The following is a 20,056-nucleotide window of genomic DNA, read 5'->3' as shown; positions in this document are numbered from 1 at the left end:
AAAACTAAGAGATCATCTAAGAGAGACGAGAACCATGGCAAAGCTGAAATGGGGCATGATTGGTGGTGGTGAAGGCAGTCAGATCGGACCCGCACACCGGTTAGGAGCGTTGGCGGATGGGATGTTTGAATTCGCTGCGGGTGCTTTGGATCACCGACCCGATGTTGGGCGAGAATATGCGCAACGACTTGGAGTGGCGTCGGATCGCGCCTATGGCGACTGGCAGGAAATGCTGGCCGGGGAAAAGGACCGCCCCGACCGGGTTGATCTGGTGACCATCGCCACTCCGAACTCCACCCATTTTGAGATTGCCAAAACGTTCCTTGAAGCCGGGTTCAATGTGCTTTGCGAAAAGCCAATGACAATGACCGTGGAAGAGGGCCAAGAGATCGTTCGCGTTGCAGAGGCCTCGGGCAAGATTTGTGCCGTGAACTATTGCTATTCCGCTTATCCGATGGTGCGCCAGGCGCGCGCGATGGTTCGCGCCGGGGATATTGGCAAGGTGCGTCTTGTTGTGACGAATTTCAGCCATGGCCACCATGGCGACGCGACTGACGCCGATAACCCGCGCGTACGCTGGCGCTATGATCCAGCGATGGCGGGTGTGTCTGGCCAATTCGCCGATTGCGGTATCCATGCGCTGCACATGGCCAGTTTCATCAGTGACGATGAAGTCAAAACCTTGTCTGCAGATATGGCGTCTACGATTTCAAGCCGCGAACTTGAGGACGATGCCATGGTCAACTTCCGGACCGAAGGCGGTGCTGTCGGGCGGTTGTGGACCTCTTCGGTGGCAATTGGGCGTCAGCACGGGTTTGATATTCAGGTGTTTGGCGAAACCGGAGGCCTTCGCTGGACGTCCGAGCAACCCAATCAATTGATCTATACGCCTGTCGGCGGCCGTACACAGATCATTGAAAAAGGCGAGGGCGGTCTTCACGACGATGCGCAACGATTGTCCCGTGTGGCGATTGCCCATCCCGAAGGGTTCCCGCTGGCCGTGGCCAACATCTATTGCGATCTTGCCGACGCTATTCGCGGAGAGGCGCGTGATGGTCTGCCTACACCTGCCGACGGAGTGCGGTCGATCGCAGCCGTGCATGCCGCAGTGGCGTCTGCGAAAAATGACGGGGCATGGACGGACGCGCGCCCACCGATGTTTCGCTGATCAGGGTCGGGGCCGCAATGTGCCCCGCTCGATCACACGGCAGGGGAAAATACGGGCCTCGGGGTAACGCTCGGGGTCTTTCAGCATCTCTTCGACCAGATCGACGGAAGCGGTAATGATTTGTTTAATCGGCTGATGAATCGTCGTCAGGTTCACGCTTTCCCAGCGCGACATCTCCATGTCGTTCAGGCCGATGATGCCGATGTCTTTGCCCGGTTTCAGTCCGTGATCGGATAATGCGGACAGGGCACCTATGGACAGAATGTCGTCGCCGCAAAAGTACCCTTCTGCAGGGCCTTCCGCCAGTTGCTGAAGCATTTCTTCTCGCCCGGCTTCAAATGAATAGGCGCCTGCGAAGCAATGCGTCACTTCGAGTTCCGGGTGCTTTTCAACTTCTTCCATGAAGCCGCGATACCGATCCATCGCCGATGTCGCATCTTTCGGGCCGCCCAGATAGCCGATACGACGATACCCCCGCGACGACAGCTCGCGTGCGGCCATGCGTCCGCATTCAACGTTGTCTATGCCTACAACATGCACCTCAGGTGACGTCGCAGATCGACCGAAAGTGTGCACTACCGGAACACCTGCATCGTGGAACGCCTTGGCAAAGCTTGGGGGCAAGGTAGATGAGGCGACGATGGCAGCATCCACAGAATACTGCCGCAGCATTCGGACCGAATTTGTCGGCTCGGTTTCGTCGGTCAGGTTCACGATCAGCGGACGCAGGCCGCGTTCCTGCAGGGCGCGGGTAAACTGGTCAAAGACTTCAAGAAAAATGGGGTTGTGGAAGTTGTTAGAAATCAAACCGATCAACTTGGTGCGTCCGGTTGTCAGCGAAGAAGCCAACGCGTTTGGGCTGTACCCCAGTTCGGCTGCAGCCTTCTCCACCTTGCTACGTGTCTTTGGTGAGACGGACGCGCCTTCGGTAAAGGTCCGCGATACGGCAGAGCGGGATACACCGGCCAGTGCGGCCACTTCTTTTAGGGTCACACTCATGGCTGGCACCGATGGGTTCGGGGATGGCTTTCGGTCAAATTCATGGGAAAATACTACGCCCTATTGCGTCGGGTTTGCAATCGGTTGCAAGGTTGTGCTGAAAAGACGTTGGGTTCCTTGCAAAGGAGCATCTAAAATCTCAAGCCCTTCGACTTGGATGCAATCTGTAGAGCCAGACGCTGTATCGAAAGGGTTTAGGCAGGCGCATCGCACTTAAAGACCCTGACATTGCGTGGCCAGCAACCTGAGAATACCCCTTTCCCGACCTCATTGAAGCAGTGACCATTCAAGACGGTTATCTTTGCACTCTTCAACCCGAGCGCGCATTGCCCCGCCTTTGGTGGGCATAGTGACTATTGTGCCTTCTTTGACGGGCGACAAGGGTGTTGTCGTCCATTGCAGTCTTTGTTCCGGGGTAACATGCTTAAGAGGGCGTTGCAGGCTGGGTTCTTCGTAAAAAACGGGGCGATGAGGTGCATAAACGTTCAGGGAAGTCATCTTGTAGGCGGTGAACACATCAAACGGCTTACTCCGTTTTATGGCCGCCCGCATGGAATACCGCCACGCATCCAGACCTGCTGGTGACACATAGAGAATAGCTATTGCACCGGCCATAGAATGCAGTCTCAGCCAATCGCTGTTCTCAGTCGAAGCGAGTGCAAGGTTGTAATGCGCGCGGTGGCCGAAACGTTGAACATAGCGACGTGTCCAGGGAAAGCAGCCGAAGGGCGAAACCCCCAAATAAACGACGTCCGCATCTTTTGGAATTTCAGGAATGGTCAGGTCTTCGGTCAACGCGAAGACATCATCCTCCAGAACCAATGCCGGGAGCGTTTTGAGTGACTCAAGCGCTGCAAGGTGGGCGCGGGCGCAGTTTAAGGCATGGCTTTGTCCGGTGCTGCCTTCTGAAAATGAAAAACTGATGCCGTGCTTGTTCATCAAGTTGGTCATATGAAGCCGTCTGCTATTGTTATCGGGTAAATTGATGACCCGGCAGTCTGCGACGATTGCGCTCAACTTTTTCATTTTGGTGTCCGTCAGCTGCGCCACGCAATTCGCGCAGCCGATGAATGATCGTGGATCGGGGGTTTCAAGATGCTTGAGCATCGGCTCTGTTGCAATCGTTGCTTTGGCCTACGCGGGGCATGGGACATGGACCTGAATCCGCCCGACAACAATTGTCAGGCAAGAGACAAAGTTGGGCTGTTCTTACATAGCTTGGACGCCTGCCAAAACAGAACGTCCTCAAAATCCTGAAGCGCCTGAGATTTCTCCTGCGTTGCGGGGTACAACAAACCAAAGGTCATCCAACGCTCTGGTGCGATCGGAACCAGGGCCAAACGTTCTTTTGTTTCCTGTGCTGCGACCAACTCGTCAGCAATGGTTATACCGGCGCCTTCCGCGACAAGCGAACAGGCAAGCTGGGACGCCGCGACTTCGCAGGTATGTCTGGGATTTACGCCCGCTGACCGGAAGATGTCATCAAGTTGTTCGCGCAATAGAAGTCCGTTCATCAGCCGAATGACCGGCTCGCGGGCGAGATCAGTGGCGGTTACCGACTTGCGATCAGATAATGCATGCGCAACCGGCAAAACGGCCTGCGCCCGCACCCGCAGCAGGGGTTTTGTCCTGACGCCCGGATGCTCGACCGGCAATGCTCCGATGCCGATGTCATATTCACGTCCGGCAAGCCATTTGCTGGCCTCACGTCGTGCCCGGATGTCCAGAGTTACGTTTGTATCAGGGTGGGCTTGCAAAAACATCGCAAGTGCAGGCGCCGAAATTGCCCGTGCGATACGCGGCATCGTGACCACGCGCAGTGTTTCCGTACGTCCGGCTTTAATCTCTGCAGCGATGCGGGGCACTTCATCAAGGTTGTCCAGGATACGCCCGGCTTCGCGGTAGAATGCCAACCCTTCGCGTGTCGGAGTCAAGTTGCGGCCGCTGCGGTCAAACAGGGTCAGGCCCAATTCTGCCTCAAGCCCGGAAATCAGTCGGCTGATTGCAGGCTGACTCAGGTGCAGAATTTCAGATGCAGCAACCAGCGTTCCTTCGGAAAGGGTGGCACGAAAGGCGCGAAGGGCTTTGATATTCATCAGGTGGACTCTTTACTAATTTGCAAGATAAGATAACATCTTTGCATTTTTATTAACACTGAATTTAAGCTAATTTTGATCGCATCTTAGGGAGGATGCTATGAAGCGTAGAACAATTCTCACTGCTGTTCTTGCGGCAGTAACCGTGACTGCAACGGCAACGGCAAGTTTCGCAGCCGACTGGCCGAAACGTCCGATCAACCTGGTTGTTCCTTACAAAGCCGGCGGTGGTACAGACGCTTATGCCCGCGCTATTTCGGCAGCAGCCGAAGGCATTCTGGACGTTCCAGTAGTCGTCGTGAACAAACCCGGCTCGGGCGGTCTGAATGGTGCGAACTCGGTCGTGGGTGCACGCCCTGACGGCTATACTTTGATGATGACTTCGGGCGGTTCGTTCCTGTTGTCGACCATGACACGTGACACCGATATCGATGCGCTGGACAGCTTTGAGTTTGTTGCTCAGGTCGGTCAGCTGCAAACGTCGCTGATGGTGCCGCTGAACAGCCCGTTCGAGTCCGTTCAGGACGTGATCGACGCGGCCAAAGCCAACCCCGGTCAATTGCGTTGGGCCCATTCGGGTCGCGGAGGCTTCCACCACGTTGGCGGCATGGGCTTCCTGGCCAGCAATGACATCGAAGCGCAGGATGTACCGTTCAAAGGTGGCGGACCGACCCGCGCGGCACTGATCGGTGAACAGGCTGACTTTGGTTTCCTGGGTGTTCAGCAGCTGGCAGGGTTTGAAGAGCAGCTTCGCGCTCTGGCGGTCAACAGCCAAGAACGTGATGGCATCATGAAAGACGTGCCTGCATTTGGTGAGCTGGGCATCCCGTTTGCCGCTGTATCTTCGCCAGTCATCGTTTTCGCCCCGAAGGGCACCCCGGCCGAGGTCGTTGCCGCGATGGAAACTGCGCTGGAGCAGATCGCCGCGAAACCCGAATTTGCCGAACTGCTGGCCTCGCGCGGAACAGGCCCGGTCTATCAGAATGGTGCGGACGCCAAAGCAACGCTGTCCGCCATGAAAGAGGACGCCGCTCCCCTGGTCGAAAGTCTGACCAACTAAAGTCCTCGGGGCCGGGTGGATATTCTTCCCCCGGCCTTTTTGTATCTAACGCAATCAGGGAGGAACGATATGCGCGCCTATGCAGAAGGCCTTGTGCTTGCCCTTATTTCCATCGTTGCCATTTGGGGCGCCTGGCAAGTGCCAGCAGCTTCGCCGGGGGATACCTGGGCTGGCATCGTACCATTCTCAGCATCCATCGCGCTGCTGTTTCTTTCCGGCCTGTTACTGTTAGGTGCCGTCCGTCAACCGGCTGGCGATACCGGTCAGGAACAGGATAACGGCGCAACCCTCCAGATCATTGGTCTGTTCATCATCGCCCTGATCTATCAGCAGTCATTCCGCTGGTTTGGCTATCTTTTGCCAACAGCGATCGCTGCGCCGGTCGTTTTGTACTTCTTCGGAGTTCGAAGCTGGATCGGTCTGGCGGTTTCCGTCGTTCTGTGCCCGTTGATCTTCCACCTCATCTTTTTTGTGCTGCTTGGTGTGTACCCGCCTTATGGCGAGGTCTTTGACCTGCTCAGCTGGATACAGGGGTAAATCGTCATGGAAATTTTTCCCGCACTTCTTTCGGTCATAACCGACCCCAGTTTGCTGTTTGCCATCGTGTTGGCCGCAGCTGTGGGCATGGTCGTTGGGGCCACGCCCGGTCTGACCGCATCGGCAGCGATTGCCATGCTGCTGCCCATCACCTTTTACATGTCGCCACTATTCGCGCTCGCCTTCCTGTATGTGATCGGTAAATCCGGTCGCTATGGCGGATCGATCGCGGCAATTCTGTTCAACACGCCGGGCACTGCGGCCAGTGCCGCGACACAGATTGACGGTTATCCCCTTGCGCGCGCTGGGCAGGCTGGAAAGGCGATGAAGGTCGCGACCATATCATCAGTCATCGGTGACCTCATGGGGGATATCCTGCTGGTCGTCGGTGTCGGTTTCATTGCGGCTATTGCCCTGAAGCTTGGCCCGCCAGAAACCTTTGCGATCTACTTTGCAGCCTTCGTGGTCATCGGTTCGGTCATCGGCAGCTCAATCGTCAAAGGATTGGCATCTGCCCTGATGGGTATTTTGATCGCCATGGTCGGATTGGACCCAATCTCAAGCGAAGAGCGCTATACCTTTGGCTCGTTCGACCTGTCCAACGGGATTGGCCTTGTGCCCCTGATGATCGGTGTATTCGTTTTGGGAGAGGTCTTTGCCCAGTTGGAAACGCGCCGCAAGGCAACCGGTGAAACCAAAGAAAATGAAAGCACGGAAGACGGCAACAGCCTGACATGGGAAGAGTACAAACCTTGCTTGCCCCATGCGTTCCGCGGTGGCTTCATCGGTGCAGGCATCGGTGTGCTGCCAGGTCTGGGTTCAGCTATTGCGGCCTTCATTTCATACGGTGAAGGCAAACGCCGCGCCAAAAATCCCGAGAAGTGGGGCAAGGGCGCGCTGGAAGGTGTCGCAGCACCCGAAGCTGCAAACAACGCGGTGTCCGGTCCGTCGATGGCCCCGCTGCTGACGCTGGGCATCCCGGGTTCGACAATTGGTGCGATCCTTTTGGGTGTTTTCCTGATCCACGGCATCCAGGTCGGACCAACCCTGTTCCTGACCGACAAAGAGCTGGTCTACAAACTGTTCGCCTGCGGGATGTTGGGTATCGTGGCCTATGGTCTGATCGGTTACTTCGGTGCCACTCAGGTTGCGCGAATTATCCTGAAGATCCCGACCAATGTCCTGTACCCGCTGATCTTCCTGACCGCGTTTGTCGCAGCTTATTCTGCACGTGGATCAATGTTTGACGTCACAGTCATGACTTGCGCGGGCTTTGCCGGATGGCTGATGCGGAAATACGACTTCAACGTTGCGGCATTTGTCATTTCGTTCGTGCTGGCCAAAGGTGCTGAAGAGACATTCCGTCAGTCGTTGCTGATGTCGGAGGGTGGCGCCCTGATCTTCGTTGAACGTCCGATCGCTTTGGCCTTCCTGGTCATCGGCGCAGGGGCAATTGCCTACCGTATCCGCGGGATCATGAAAGAGCGCAAGATCGCGAAGGGAGCATTAGAAGATGCTTGAGCACTCCCTCTATCGCGACTGCTTTTCCAGCGCCGATATGCGGTCCGTCTGGTCGGAACACGCCACGATCTCGGCCTGGTTGAAGGTTGAACAGACACTGGCCCATCACCAGGCGTTGGAAAACCTAATCCCGCAAGAGGCTGCAGATGCGTTGGATGCGGTGTCAGTCTGCAATCTGGATACCGAGCGGTTGCACGAAGACATGATGCTTGTCGGGCGCCCGATCGTTGGTCTTGTCGAACAATTGCGAAGGCAGGTCGGCGACCATGCGGAAAAGGTCCACTATAGGGCGACAACGCAGGACATTATGGACACCGCTCTGGCCCTGCAAATGAAGATCGGTCTGGAGCACATCCAGACCGGACTGCAAAGACTGACCACCGCTATTGAGCAACACATCGATCAGCTTGGTGATACTATCATGATCGGTCGCACGAATGGACAGCATGCCTTGCCTATTCGGGCTGAAACCAAACTGACCGTCTGGAAAGTTGAACTGCAGCGGCGTTCACAAGCGTTGGAAGAAGCGGGCGTTCGCGGTTTGAATGCCCAGATTGGTGGCCCCGTTGGCGATCTGCGCGGTTACGAAAACGGGACCGGACATCGCATCAAGGAAGGCGTTGCGGCCACTTTGGGTCTGAATGTAGTTGAACCCCATTGGCAAAACGCCCGTGACGGGCTTGCCGATGTTGTAACTGCGCTGGGAGGGCTGTGTGCGACGCTGTGCAAGATCTCGCATAACGTCAATCTGTTGTCTTCATCGGATATTTCCGAATGTTCCGAGGTGCATGAAGCCGGTAAAGGCGCGTCTTCGGCTATGGCGCACAAACAGAACCAGCGCGCGTCAGAATTCGGAGAGGCCGTCGCCCGGCTTGGACGACAGCGGGCTGAACAGATCGGCGAATTCACCACCCATCAACACGAACGTTCGGGTGGTATGTGGATCGGCGAATGGAACGTCATCCCAGAGACGTTCTTGCTGACTTCGGGCGCTTTGTCATGGGTCGAAACGATCTTTGCGAACCTGGTTGTGGACTCTGAATCCATGGCCCGCAAGGTTTCCGACTTTGAGTATAGCACGGCTGGGAAAACGCACTGAAGCGATAAGATTGGTCATATCACCGCTCTTTTTTCGAGCGGTGATTAACGACGTGGGATAAGATCACAGGGTCCTGCGCCTGAACTGCGGTTTTCGCTTTTCCAGAAAGGCATTCATGCCTTCTTGTTGGGCCGGCAATCCATAAAGCGCGTGATACATCTGCCGCTCGAACCGCAAACCCGATTCAAGTGTGCTCTGGTCGGCCATGTTTACGCAGGTGCGCGCCATATTGACGATATCATCAGCGTAATCTGCAATGGTTTCGGCCACCTCTTGTGCTGTGTCCAAAAGGGTATTCTGCGTGACAACTCGACTGACCAAGCCCATCTGCAGGGCCTCTGACGCGTCGATCATGCGCCCGGTCAGGATCATGTCCATAGCTCTGGCACGACCGATCAGCCGTGTAAGCCGCTGCGTGCCACCAATGCCGGGAATGCAGCCGATTTTGATTTCGGGCTGGCCGAATTTGGCAGTGCCCGAGGCCAGAATGACGTCACACATCAGCGCAACTTCACATCCACCGCCCAAGGCATAGCCACTGACCGCCGCCACCTTGGGCAGGCGAAGCGCTGCAAACTTATCCCATTCGGCAAAGTAGTCACTTGCTTGCATAGTTGCGTAGGTTTGCACCGCAAGCTCGCCGATATCTGCCCCGGCGGCAAAAGCACGATCACTGCCCATAAGGATCAAGCAGCCGATGCCGGGATCCTTGTCGAACGCGGTCGCGGCGGCCAGGACTTCGTTCATGAGTTGAGTGTTCAACGCGTTCAGCTGATCGGGACGGTTGAAGCGGATCGTTGCGACCCGCCCCCGTGTTTCGGTTTCAATTGTCTCAAACATGATCAGCTATCCCAAATTGCGCCATAGGCGGGAATGCCAAGGCTTTCCATGTCATGCACTACCTTGCGGGTCAGCTTTTGGTTTGAGATCACGATGACCGCCTCAGCCGCACTGTCGCGAACGGCTTGCAAGGCAAGGGCCGAAAGGTTCGGTTTGCCGTCTTCGTCGGTGTCCCAGATCAAAGGCTGCTCGGTGTTGGCCTCGATCTCATCCACCAGCGCGTCACCATAGGTTTTGCGTGGGCTGCGGGTGGACCAGATCAGGCGGTTTGGCACCTCTTTAGCCAGCAGATGCGGCAGGATCGGTCCGATGCCTGAACCGGTGCCTACATACACCACCTTTTTGAACAACACTTCGATCCGTGCGACACCTGATGTGGTGATACCCTTGACCCAAACCTTCTTGGGCGGATTGTCGATAAAACGCCCGGTCCAGTCGCCCGCACGGCTGATGGCCAATCGGTAACCCGGCTGGTCCGGGGATGGGATATTGGCGAATGAGTGATACTCGCCAAACGGGGTGTGGCTGATCGCGTTCGAACTGCCGGGGAACGGAGTATCTCCATAGTCAAACTGCGCAATCACCGCATGGTTTGACGGCTTTTCGATCCGGACATTCACGCGTTTCAGGGTCAGCCAAGGGGACAGGATCGACAAGGTGATCAGGCAGAGCATCCAAAAGGCCGGGCTGTGCAACAACATGCCCCCCATGTCCTTAGTGATCGAGATCGTCTGCGCCCAAAACAATCCTAAAACCGTCCAGCCGACAAAGCGGTGCGTTTTCTCGAATGCATTGTGAAACCGGGCGCGGATCGGGCCGAGGGCCGAAATCACCATCAATGTCATCAAGACAACCATTGTGGCGCTCAGGCCCAGTGTCAGGTCTGAGGGCACGGCGGCGCCGTTGGAGCGGTTCCAAATCATCGCAAACAGAAGAAAACCGAACCAGATGGTCCCAGTGACGGTGCCGCCGGAATGCAACCCGCCAAAGTGGAACACCTTGCCGGCCCCCCAACGGATCCAAAGTGGCCATGATGTGGGAATGCGTGTGGCCAGCCAGAACAGGGCGTTGACCACCCGCTGTTGTCGGATCAGGATACCGAGGCTGAGGTTGATCAGCGCCATATCCGCAATAGGGCCGAGCGTGAATGCATTCTCAGCGAACCAAGTCCCATCGCGCAATCCAAACCCAAAGGCGGCCAGATTCACCAATGCAACTAGCATCACCAGGCGGCGGTATTCCATCAGGGCCGGGTGGCGGGTCACCCGCCGCCAGTTCAGGCCACCTGTGTCAAGATTTGTCGTCTGGGTCGTCATCAGCTCAACTCCGCACCAGTTGTCGCAATATGGGTGCGCGCGAGATCCAGCAGTAGACGCTTGTCCAGTTTGCCGCGCGGAGTGCGGGGCAGCGTGTCCATCGGGACTACAACGGCGGGGCTGCAGTAATATGGCAAGCGATCCGAAACGGATTGTGCCGCCTGCTTGGGGCAGGCCGACGACGGTGAGATAAAGCTGACCAGATTGCGGCTGTCATATTGCAACGTCACCGCCTGCTGACAGCAGGGCGAGGCCTCAAGCGCGGATGTAACGCCGTCCAGCTCAACCCGAAAACCCCGTACTTTGACTAGGTCGTCAACGCGCCCGAAATGTTCTAACTCACCGGTCTTCGTCCAGCGTCCCAGATCCCGGGTGCGGAACATCATATGGCCGGGTCGGAATGGGTCGGGTCGATAACGCTCGGCCGTCAGTTTGGGGTTGGCGAGGTAACCGGCTGTGACGCAATCGCCGCCAGCCCACATCTCGCCCTTTTCGCCGATGGGCAAAGGGCGCATGTTGTCGTCCAGAACATAGACCGTGTTGTTCGGTGTCGGGCGCCCGATCGACAGAACCGGTTTGTCGGGGTGATGCGGTTCGGCCGTATTGATGATGGTGGTCTCGGTCGGACCACAGGAATTGTAGAAAGTGCAAAAGGTTGACCAGCGATCGGCCAGCGGGCGGGGGCAAGGTTCGCCCGCTACGGCGACAGCCTTGACCTGCGTGCAGCGGGTCTGGTCCAGTGCATTCAGTATCGAAGGTGTGGCGATCAGTACATCCACCTTCTCGGCCGTTTCCTGAATCGATTTGCCACGGATCACCAAAGTTGCGCCATTGGACAAAGCGCCAAGGATCTCCCACGCGGCCATGTCGAATGAGATCGACAGGATCTGTCCGACCCGCAAGCCCGGCCGCATCCCCAGATCCCCGGGGGCGGTCAGCAGGATGTTGGCCAGGTTCTGATGGCTGACCTGTACGCCGTTTGGAACGCCGGTAGTGCCGGACGTGAACAATATCATCGCCAAATCGTCGGGGCTGGCCCGATAAGCAGGGCCGGGGGCCGGGGCGTCCAGCATCGGGTCGAACATCGTCGTATCAATTGTGATCAGGGTCTGGTCTAGTCCAACGAGGATTTGATCTGCCAGTTCGCTCAGGCTGAGTATGATTTTTGCACCAGTTACATTCGCAACATGGCGTAAGGTTTCCGTCGGCGCGACACCGACATGCTGCGGAATATAAGCGGCCCCAAGCTTTATGGCGGCGACGATACCTACGACCATTTCGACCGAACGATGCAGGAACAGGCACACCGCGTCGCCGCGTCTCACGCCATGGGCGCGCATGACATTTGCCAATCGGTTCGAGGCCTCGTCCAGCGCCCGGTAGCTAAGGTTATGGTCCGCGCATTCCACCGCGGTGGCATCGGGTTGATCTCGCAACGACTGGCGCAGCGCGTCGGCGATGGTGGCATAGCGTGGCGGAACCTGCGGGCCCCAACCAAAGGATAGAAACAGCTCTTGATCTTCGGGGCTGAGCGCGTCCAACGCACCCGGTTTTTTTGTGCGGGTTAAATCGGTTTGAGATAGGGGGGGGTAGTTTGTCTGGGGATCGGTTGCGATAAGGTGCATGGCATTCTCCAGTTCAAGAAGGGGTCACACCTTAGTGATAATGGGAAAAATTCCCATTAAAGATCACATTCGATCACATTTTGAACACGAAAGCGTTGAATTCGTTAATTCTAGGAAAATGTTATCAACTACCAATCCGTGACGAGTTCCCTAATGTCGAATGATCCCAAACCTCCTCTTGAAACCGCCCTGTCTGCGTTGCTGGTCCCACTGGCGCAGGCAATGGTTGCGCATGGGGTGACGCTTGGCACCGCGACCGAAGCGCTCAAACAAGCCCTGCTGACGGCAGCTGAGCAAAGCACAGACGGAAAGCTAAGCGACAGCCGCGCCAGCCTGTTGACGGGCCTGCATCGCAAGGATGTCAAAAGGCTGCGCAACACCGACGATGATGCCCCTTTGAAACGCAGTTGTAATGCGGCGGCACTGGTCATCAGCTTTTGGTCGACGACGCCCGAATTTTTGGACGACTTGGGCGCGCCACGGCTGCTGAGCCGCAAAGGCGACGAAACTGGCCCGGGATTTGATGATTTGGTGCGGCGCGCGCGTGTGGACATGGCCCCAGGTACCGTTCTGGAAACCTTGATCGACCAAAAGAACGTGGAACAGGTCGGCAAAGGCAATCTTCGCCTGTTGTCCCAAGCCTTTCTTCCTTCTGCTGGCAGCGCTGAACAGGTGGCGGCCTACGAGGCGACACTGTCTGCGCACCTTGCGGCGGCAACACAGAACCTGCTGGCCGAGCCGGATGCTCCAAGAAATTTCGACCGCGCGGTTCGGTATTCTCATATGTCGCCTGAATCAATTGAAGAGTTGCGCCAATTTTCGTCAGATCGGGCGCAATCATTGTTGCTAGAAATCAATGCCCTCGCTCGCGCGTTACAGGAAAAGGACAGTGACGGCGATCACAGCGGTCGGTTTGCAATGGGCGCCTTTGTCCTGCCCTCTCCGCAAAGGGTGCCAAGTAAAAACACGAAAGAGGATGAGTAGGCATGGGTGTGTTTCTTCGTGTGCTCGCGGCGTTTTTTATGGTGTTTTGGCTGCCCGCTCCGATTCAGGCCGAAGACAAAGGTGAAACTGATCGTGAAGGTGGCATTATCGGCACCGGTATCGTGGGCACGATCACCCATCTGGGCAGCATCCATGTAAATGGGCAGCATATTCTGTTCGATGACCAGATGCCGGTTGCCGGCTCGGCTCCTCTGATCACTGCGGGCGAGTTGAAGCCGGGTCATACCGTTGCGGTTGTTGTAACTCAGGAAAATGGTGGGTGGCACGCAAAACACATCCGTCAGGTCCTGCCGCTGGTCGGACCAGTGTCCAGCGTGCAGGACGGCAGGATATCGGTTCTTGGGACCGAAGTTGCGTTTGAACGGCGTGCAGACATTCAGGTCGGCGATTGGGTCGCTATCAGCGGATTGTGGCAAGGTCAGTCAGTGCGCGCTTCACACATTGAAAAACTGACAAGCGTTGGGCATCAGGCGCGGTTGTCCGGCACATATCTTGGGTCTGACCCTCAGGCCCAAACAGTGATCGGGGCAAGCGTTGTCAGTGGGCTTGAGCCGCAACATCTGTCGCCGGGTGATCTTGTTCGAGTTGTCGGGCAGCCAACACGCGACGGGATTATGGCCGAGCGTCAAGAAGCCGGGCTGTTCGCCGGTGCGGTCGGCGTTGTTCAGGTTCAGGGCTATTACTCGGAACCCCAGCCCAGTGGGTTGTATACGGTGCTGGGAAGTGGCTTGATCGCCTATAGCGATCAGCCCGAGATGATAGACCCGAACACCCTTGTTATCCGCTGCGGCGACGGCAGCGGGTTGGTGAATGCAGGCAGCATAGGTGCTTTCGCTCAGCTGGGATGCTGAAACGTGAACTCTGGTTTTGGCTTTCCGGCGACACGTTTGATCCGGGAGGGTTTAGTCGTGCCGTCAATCTAATCATAAGGTCTGATCCGTGTGGATTCGGCCGGAGTTTTGAAAGCACGAAAGCGTTTCAGAAATGAAACGCGAGGTGACTTGCCCCAAAGGCAAAGCTGAACTTATCGTCGCACGTAGGATAAGCACCCTGCGGGCAGCGCAGGGTAAAACTCTGGGAAAGCAAGTTTTCAAGAAGGTATGCCAGATGTCTGAAAGCACCCCAACGCGTGACGTCGTACTTAGCCAGGCGCAATCCGACAAATATTGGGGGGATGGGTTTCTTTTTCCGCTGACCATCTTTTCCGAAAAGGAGGCTGCCGAAACCCGCGCTGAGCTTGAGCGGATAGAGCGGGAGTGGCTTGACGCGGATCTGCCCTTGCCGTTGAACACCTATAAACGGGTCAACGCACATCTGGTGATGCCGCTTGCGGCGCGTGTCGCGACGGATCCCCGCGTATTGGATGTGGTTGAGGGTGTATTGGGGCCGGATATCATGGTCTGGTCAGCTGAATTCTTCATTAAAGAGCCGCACACAGCCCATACCGTCGGGATGCACCAGGATTTGACCTACTGGGGTATGGGTGAAACCCCGGATCAGGTCACCGCCTGGATTGCGTTGTCGCCGGCAAGGGTTGAAAGTGGGTGTATGGATTTTGTGCGCGGCAGCCACAAGAACCCGATCCTTCCCCATAAGGACACGTATTCAGACACCAATCTTCTGTCGCGCGGACAAGAGGTTGCTGTGGATGTCGCCGAGAAAGACAAGACCCACATCGAATTGGCACCAGGGCAGATGTCTCTGCATCATGGGCTGACAATCCACGGTTCGGGGCCCAATCAATCGGGTGACCGGCGTATTGGTCTTGCAATCCGCTATCTTAACCCGAATGCCAAGCAACTGGTTGCCGAGCGAGACTATGCCATGCTGGCGCGCGGTCAGGACGGCCAAAGCAATTTTGTTCATGTCGAGCCACCAACCGAGTTGTTTTCTGCTGATGCGCTTGCGCTGTACGACAGGGTTCGCAGCGATCAAAGCGCAGCGCTGGCAGAAGGTGCAAAAGGCTCAGTACCGTTATATGCGTCGTTCTGAAGCGCGTGCGCAAACGGTGGTCAACTGCAGTTGAATCAAAGCCCGATCGTGGCGCAGGGTTGCATTCAGGGGTATATTGCTGTTTCTGAGGCGGCGAAAAGCAAATCAGATATTCTCGGATCGCGGCTATGACAAAAACAGCATTGGTGACTGGTATTACAGGGCAGGACGGATCTTATCTTGCTGAGCTATTGCTGGAAAAAGGGTATGAAGTCCATGGGATCAAGCGCCGTGCATCTTCGTTCAACACACAGCGCATTGACCACATTTATCAGGACCCGCATGTGCCCAATCCGCGCCTGCACCTGCATTACGGTGACCTAAGCGATACATCGAACCTGACGCGCATCATTCAAGAGGTTCAGCCGGACGAGGTGTATAACCTTGGCGCTCAGTCCCACGTGGCGGTCAGTTTTGAATCGCCCGAGTATACCGCTGATGTCGACGCGATCGGTACGTTGCGCCTTCTCGAGGCGATCCGCTTTCTGGGTCTTGAGAAAAAGACACGCTTTTATCAGGCGTCCACGTCCGAACTGTACGGATTGGTCCAAGAAACACCGCAACGCGAGACAACGCCGTTTTATCCGCGTTCCCCTTATGCGGTGGCCAAGCTGTATTCCTATTGGATTACAGTGAACTACCGCGAAGCGTATGGCATGTATGCCTGCAACGGCATCCTGTTCAATCATGAAAGCCCACGCCGGGGCGAAACCTTTGTGACGCGCAAGATCACCCGTGGTCTCTCCAACATTGCACAAGGTCTGGAAAGCTGCCTTTACATGGGCAACATCGACAGCCTGCGCGACTGGGGGCACGCCAAGGATTACGTCCGGATGCAATGGTTGATGCTGCAACAGGACGCCCCCGAGGATTTTGTTATCGCAACGGGTGTGCAGTATTCAGTGCGGCAATTCATCGAATGGTCTGCCGCTGAACTGGGCGTGACGCTTGAATTCTCAGGTACAGGCGTCGATGAAATCGCTACGGTCAAATCCGTCGAGGGCGATAGTGCACCTGCGTTGAAGCCCGGCGATGTCATCATGCGCATCGATCCGCAATATTTCCGCCCGGCCGAAGTGGAAACATTGCTTGGCGATCCTTCGAACGCCAAAAACAAACTGGGCTGGGAACCGGAACTGACGGTTCAGCAGATGTGCGTTGAAATGATCACCGAGGACCTGAAGACAGCCAAACGGCATGCCTTGCTGAAACAGCATGGTTATGAATTGCCGGTCACTCTGGAAAATGGCTGAGGCGGGGGGCATGCGCAAGATCTACGTCGCCGGGCATCGCGGCATGGTCGGCGGCGCAATCCTGCGTCGCTTGCAAGACCGTCAGGCATCAGGTGAGGCGCTAGAACTTGTAACACGGACCCATGCGGAACTTGATCTGACCAGTCAAGCCGCTGTCGCCGATTTCATGCAGGCCGAGCGCCCAGACGTTGTCATTCTGGCGGCGGCTAAAGTCGGCGGAATCCATGCCAACAACACCTACCCGGCGGATTTCATTTACAAAAACCTGATGATCGAGTGCAACGTGATCCATCAGGCGTTTGCCGCGGGGGTCAAAAACCTGCTGCAATTGGGTAGTTCCTGCATCTATCCGCGCGCTGTGCCGCAACCAATGCGCGAAGATGCCCTGCTGACAGGTGTGCTAGAGCCGACAAACGAACCCTATGCCGTGGCAAAGATTGCCGGAATCAAGCTGTGTGAAAGCTACAATCGACAACATGACGTGGACTATCGTTCCGTGATGCCGACAAACCTGTACGGACCTGGCGATAATTTTCACCCTGAAAACAGTCACGTCCTACCCGCCCTGATCCGCCGATTTCACGAGGCACAGCGGAATGGGCTGAAGGAGGTTGTCATCTGGGGCACAGGTAAGCCCCGGCGCGAGTTTCTGCATGTTGACGACATGGCTGAGGCGTCTTTGTTCGTAATGGACCTGCCCCGTGCTGAGTATGAGGCAAATACCCAACCCATGCTGAGCCATATCAACGTGGGATGTGGCGAAGATATTTCGATCGCGGAACTGGCGGCGATGGTGGCAAAGATCACCGGGTTCACCGGGCGGATTACGCAAGACGTCAGCAAGCCGGACGGTACTATGCGGAAGCTGATGGATGTTTCCCGGCTGGCCGACATGGGATGGCGCGCGACTATCGGGATCGAAGACGGGATTCGTGAAACCTATGCCTGGTTTCTGGAGCAAGCCGAGGCAGAACTTCGCGCGAAGTGACCGCTCGGACAAAGATCCGGGCAGTCTGGCGGATCAGAACCAGCGGCCAATAGCTATGGCCGTTGGTGGTAAAGCCGTCGCGTCAGAAGCAGACGAAAGAACTTTGTACACGACCTGAGTTTCGGACGGTTCATCAAAGCCCATGAACCTGCTGATCGCGCCCCCACTGCCGCTGATTGCCGGGTTGGTGCCGGCAGCAAAGGCGGCTGGAAAATCCCATGTTTCCGACGAGCTTGCGAACAGTGCACCTTCGGTGTTTGTGCAAGTCGTTGCATCTAGTGTAGCGGTGCAAATCTGGGTGCCATCAGCAAACCGGACGAAATCACCACTTGGTGTGGCTCCTCGCTCAATCACAGCGCCGGTCGGGGTTCCGCTACTTTGCGTGACCGCCCCCAAAATATTTCCGGGCCCATAGCCATAGTCAGCCCGCATCAGGCGGCCAGCTGTTGTGTCCTCTGCGCTGTTTTGCACGGCCGTGCCAGAGGCGACCCCGGACGCTGGATCAAAGCTTAACGCCTCAAACCAATTGTTCCCATCCGGCGAGACCTTGATAGAAAATCCCGTGCTACCGGACAGACCCATTTCTGCATGACCGGTCCAATTGGATTGAAACAACAGGGATGCGGTCTCATCGGCATTTGCCTTGTTGATCTTTAGTTGATGCCCGGCACCTTCGTGGCTTAGCAAGGTTGCCGGCGCGCGCACTGACAGACGGTTGGTCGTGTCGTGCCCGGTGGCGATTCCGATGCCTGGCAGGTTCTGCGTCGTGGTCGGGGGTTCGATCCATGCTGACCCGTCCCAAATTGTCAGACGGTTATTCTCTTGGTCCCACGCGCGCCAGCCGGATTTGGGGGTTATAAAATGCCAGCCATTGTCCAACCAGGCTGCAAGGTCTCCGGCATGATCCGACCAATCGCCGATGGGTGTCGATCCAAGGGCATAAAGCTCACCCTGTGCCGGAACTGCGGGCGGGGTTGAGGCATTGGTAGACGCAACACTCAGCTGGACGATCAGATCAAGGCGTCTCAGGGCTTCGTTATGTGTGATGTGCTTTTGCGCTTGCGAAGGTTGCAGGAATGGCAGGTTCAATTTGGGCGAATTTTGGGACAAAGGGCATTCTCCGTTGGTTGTCGGATCGACAATTGCGTTGCGCGCCAGACTGCCGTGCCTCACGTGAATCCCACCTGACCGGTACGAACGCTCGGTTAATGTCGTGCCAATATTCTGGCTGAGTGAAGGGCTATCCAATCGCCCCCTGGGCCTTTCATCCACACCGAAAGAAAAAGGCAAACTGCAATGCCCGCAGTTTGCCCTTTAAACGATACCGTTTACCTCGTCTTCGAGGCCGTCATCCCTGGTTACTGAGCTGCCTGACCCGTGGCGACAACGTCGTGCAGGTATTTCTGCAAATCCTCTCGAAGGTCATCGCGCGCCAGCGCAAAGGCGACGGTCGCCTGCAGGAAACCCGCTTTGGACCCGCAGTCAAACCGCTGCCCATCGAATTTGTACCCGAAGACCGGGACACCGTTTCTGATGTCTTCGGCGATTGCGTCCGTCAGTTGAATCTCGCCGCCACTGCCCTGCTTATTCTGGTTGAGGTTGTACAGCACCGATGAACGCAGAATGTAACGGCCGATAACCGCCAGATTGGACGGTGCTTCCTCGGGTTTCGGTTTCTCGACCATGCCGCGCGCGCGGACAACTGTCCCGATGTTATCGCCTACATCCAGAACGCCGTAAGAGCTTGTCTTTTCAGAAGGAACCTCCATTGTGGCAACCATGTTGCCACCGGTTTCTTCATAAGCTTCCATCATCTGCTGCAGACACGGTTTTTCCGCGGCAATAACGTCGTCAGGCAGCATGACCGCAAATGGTTCATCTCCGATCAAGCGGCGCGCGCACCAAACAGCGTGACCTAACCCCAAGGCCTTGTGCTGCCGGATATAGGCGATCGCCCCGCTTTCCATGTTGGTGGCATTCAGCGTTTCCAACAGGTCGTCTTTGCCCTTTTCCTTAAGCGTTTGTTCAAGGATTTGATTGTGGTCAAAATAGTCCTCAAGCGCCGATTTTCCGCGGGATGTCACAAAGATAAATTCGGTGATCCCGGCGGCCCGGGCTTCGTCGATGGCATATTGAACCAGCGGGCGATCGACCAGGGTCATGATTTCCTTAGGTACCGACTTTGTCGCAGGCAGAAAGCGTGTGCCAAGACCCGCTACCGGAAAAACTGCCTTTGTGACCTTACGTCCCATACTACCTCTCAACTAAATGTCTTGTCCGAATGAATGCGCTTTGTCGACGCCACCTAATAGTGCGCGCGGTTGGAACAATCAACGCAAATAGGCAAAGCCAGCCAAGTTGGAGAAATCGTGCCACCGTTGAATTGGGAAGTCAAAATGCCTTGTTCAAGGCGGCCAAATCATAGCCTCGGTTGCGGCGCTAAATTAGTATAAAGCGCGCTTATCGGCATGTATTGGCTTCAAATAGGAAACAATTTGGCGTCCTTGATATTGCCAGGAAGAACCCGCCCCGAATGCAAGGACTTGCTTCGGGGCAG

General features: G+C 56.3%; 18 protein-coding genes. 10 read left to right on the top strand and 8 right to left on the bottom strand.

The annotated features are described in order from the left end of the window. Nucleotides 1-34 precede the first annotated feature (34 nt). Nucleotides 35-1,168, top strand: coding sequence for a Gfo/Idh/MocA family protein (locus AC2FGC_RS17650; RefSeq protein WP_496697685.1), 1,134 nt, complete (start codon nucleotides 35-37; stop codon nucleotides 1,166-1,168). Here AC2FGC_RS17650 and AC2FGC_RS17645 read toward each other — a convergent pair whose 3' ends face one another. From AC2FGC_RS17645 to AC2FGC_RS17635, 3 genes are all read right to left on the bottom strand, one after another. Continuing rightward, nucleotides 1,169-2,167, bottom strand: a complete 999-nt coding sequence (locus AC2FGC_RS17645; RefSeq protein WP_282169436.1) for a LacI family DNA-binding transcriptional regulator — start codon at nucleotides 2,165-2,167, stop codon at nucleotides 1,169-1,171. A gap of 267 nt (nucleotides 2,168-2,434) precedes the next feature. Then, nucleotides 2,435-3,274 (bottom strand): hypothetical protein, encoded by an 840-nt coding sequence (locus AC2FGC_RS17640; protein ID WP_472725087.1) that lies wholly within the window; start codon nucleotides 3,272-3,274, stop codon nucleotides 2,435-2,437. A gap of 74 nt (nucleotides 3,275-3,348) precedes the next feature. Further along, nucleotides 3,349-4,263, bottom strand: a complete 915-nt coding sequence (locus AC2FGC_RS17635) for a LysR family transcriptional regulator (protein ID WP_282169438.1) — start codon at nucleotides 4,261-4,263, stop codon at nucleotides 3,349-3,351. A gap of 100 nt (nucleotides 4,264-4,363) precedes the next feature. Here AC2FGC_RS17635 and AC2FGC_RS17630 point away from each other — a divergent pair, with 100 nt between their 5' ends. From AC2FGC_RS17630 to AC2FGC_RS17615, 4 genes are all read left to right on the top strand, one after another. Continuing rightward, nucleotides 4,364-5,323, top strand: coding sequence for a tripartite tricarboxylate transporter substrate binding protein (locus tag AC2FGC_RS17630; RefSeq protein WP_472725086.1), 960 nt, complete (start codon nucleotides 4,364-4,366; stop codon nucleotides 5,321-5,323). A gap of 69 nt (nucleotides 5,324-5,392) precedes the next feature. Then, on the top strand, nucleotides 5,393-5,860 hold the full coding sequence (locus AC2FGC_RS17625) for a tripartite tricarboxylate transporter TctB family protein (protein ID WP_109310957.1): 468 nt from the start codon (nucleotides 5,393-5,395) through the stop codon (nucleotides 5,858-5,860). Nucleotides 5,861-5,866: 6 nt separating this feature from the next. Beyond that, nucleotides 5,867-7,381 carry a tripartite tricarboxylate transporter permease gene (locus AC2FGC_RS17620; protein ID WP_496740357.1) on the top strand — a complete coding sequence of 505 codons (1,515 nt, stop codon included), beginning with the start codon at nucleotides 5,867-5,869 and terminating at the stop codon, nucleotides 7,379-7,381. Further along, entirely contained in the window at nucleotides 7,374-8,480 is a 1,107-nt protein-coding gene (locus AC2FGC_RS17615) for a lyase family protein (protein WP_496783024.1), read from the top strand. The genes AC2FGC_RS17620 and AC2FGC_RS17615 overlap by 8 nt, the downstream gene beginning before the upstream one ends. A gap of 63 nt (nucleotides 8,481-8,543) precedes the next feature. Here AC2FGC_RS17615 and AC2FGC_RS17610 read toward each other — a convergent pair whose 3' ends face one another. From AC2FGC_RS17610 to AC2FGC_RS17600, 3 genes are read right to left on the bottom strand one after another with little or no spacing between them, the layout of a single operon-like run. After that, a complete protein-coding gene (locus AC2FGC_RS17610) occupies nucleotides 8,544-9,320 on the bottom strand; it encodes an enoyl-CoA hydratase-related protein (RefSeq protein WP_496725091.1) in 777 nt (258 codons plus the stop codon). A gap of 2 nt (nucleotides 9,321-9,322) precedes the next feature. Further along, nucleotides 9,323-10,636 carry a ferredoxin reductase domain-containing protein gene (locus AC2FGC_RS17605; RefSeq protein ID WP_496725089.1) on the bottom strand — a complete coding sequence of 438 codons (1,314 nt, stop codon included), beginning with the start codon at nucleotides 10,634-10,636 and terminating at the stop codon, nucleotides 9,323-9,325. Further along, the gene (locus AC2FGC_RS17600; RefSeq protein ID WP_496725087.1) at nucleotides 10,636-12,261 is read right to left on the bottom strand and encodes an amino acid adenylation domain-containing protein; all 1,626 of its coding nucleotides are present in this window, start codon (nucleotides 12,259-12,261) and stop codon (nucleotides 10,636-10,638) included. The genes AC2FGC_RS17605 and AC2FGC_RS17600 overlap by 1 nt, the downstream gene beginning before the upstream one ends. Nucleotides 12,262-12,414: 153 nt before the next feature. Between AC2FGC_RS17600 and AC2FGC_RS17595 the strand changes: the two genes are divergently transcribed. The 5 genes from AC2FGC_RS17595 (at nucleotide 12,415) to fcl (ending at nucleotide 17,499) form a co-directional block, all read left to right on the top strand. Next, nucleotides 12,415-13,245: a DUF6502 family protein gene (locus AC2FGC_RS17595; RefSeq protein WP_496783022.1), complete on the top strand. Its 831-nt coding sequence runs from the start codon at nucleotides 12,415-12,417 to the stop codon at nucleotides 13,243-13,245. A gap of 2 nt (nucleotides 13,246-13,247) precedes the next feature. Beyond that, the gene (locus AC2FGC_RS17590; RefSeq protein ID WP_496725083.1) at nucleotides 13,248-14,117 is read left to right on the top strand and encodes a DUF5666 domain-containing protein; all 870 of its coding nucleotides are present in this window, start codon (nucleotides 13,248-13,250) and stop codon (nucleotides 14,115-14,117) included. Between the two features lie 256 nt (nucleotides 14,118-14,373). Next, nucleotides 14,374-15,258, top strand: coding sequence for a phytanoyl-CoA dioxygenase family protein (locus AC2FGC_RS17585; RefSeq protein WP_496725081.1), 885 nt, complete (start codon nucleotides 14,374-14,376; stop codon nucleotides 15,256-15,258). A gap of 128 nt (nucleotides 15,259-15,386) precedes the next feature. Continuing rightward, nucleotides 15,387-16,511, top strand: coding sequence for a GDP-mannose 4,6-dehydratase (gene gmd, locus AC2FGC_RS17580; RefSeq protein WP_113790783.1), 1,125 nt, complete (start codon nucleotides 15,387-15,389; stop codon nucleotides 16,509-16,511). Nucleotides 16,512-16,521: 10 nt separating this feature from the next. Continuing rightward, on the top strand, nucleotides 16,522-17,499 hold the full coding sequence (gene fcl, locus AC2FGC_RS17575; protein ID WP_496725079.1) for a GDP-L-fucose synthase: 978 nt from the start codon (nucleotides 16,522-16,524) through the stop codon (nucleotides 17,497-17,499). Nucleotides 17,500-17,532: 33 nt separating this feature from the next. Here fcl and AC2FGC_RS17570 read toward each other — a convergent pair whose 3' ends face one another. Together AC2FGC_RS17570 and galU are read right to left on the bottom strand one after the other, a co-directional pair. Further along, on the bottom strand, nucleotides 17,533-18,609 hold the full coding sequence (locus AC2FGC_RS17570; protein ID WP_496725077.1) for a DUF2793 domain-containing protein: 1,077 nt from the start codon (nucleotides 18,607-18,609) through the stop codon (nucleotides 17,533-17,535). Between the two features lie 248 nt (nucleotides 18,610-18,857). Next, on the bottom strand, nucleotides 18,858-19,751 hold the full coding sequence (gene galU / locus AC2FGC_RS17565) for a UTP--glucose-1-phosphate uridylyltransferase GalU (protein ID WP_496725075.1): 894 nt from the start codon (nucleotides 19,749-19,751) through the stop codon (nucleotides 18,858-18,860). Nucleotides 19,752-20,056: the final 305 nt, after the last annotated feature.

It is taken from the genome of Ruegeria sp. CDSC054, from assembly GCF_059610645.1.
The sequence above is the reverse complement of the archived record's forward strand: the minus strand, read 5'-3'. Positions and strand labels throughout refer to the sequence as shown.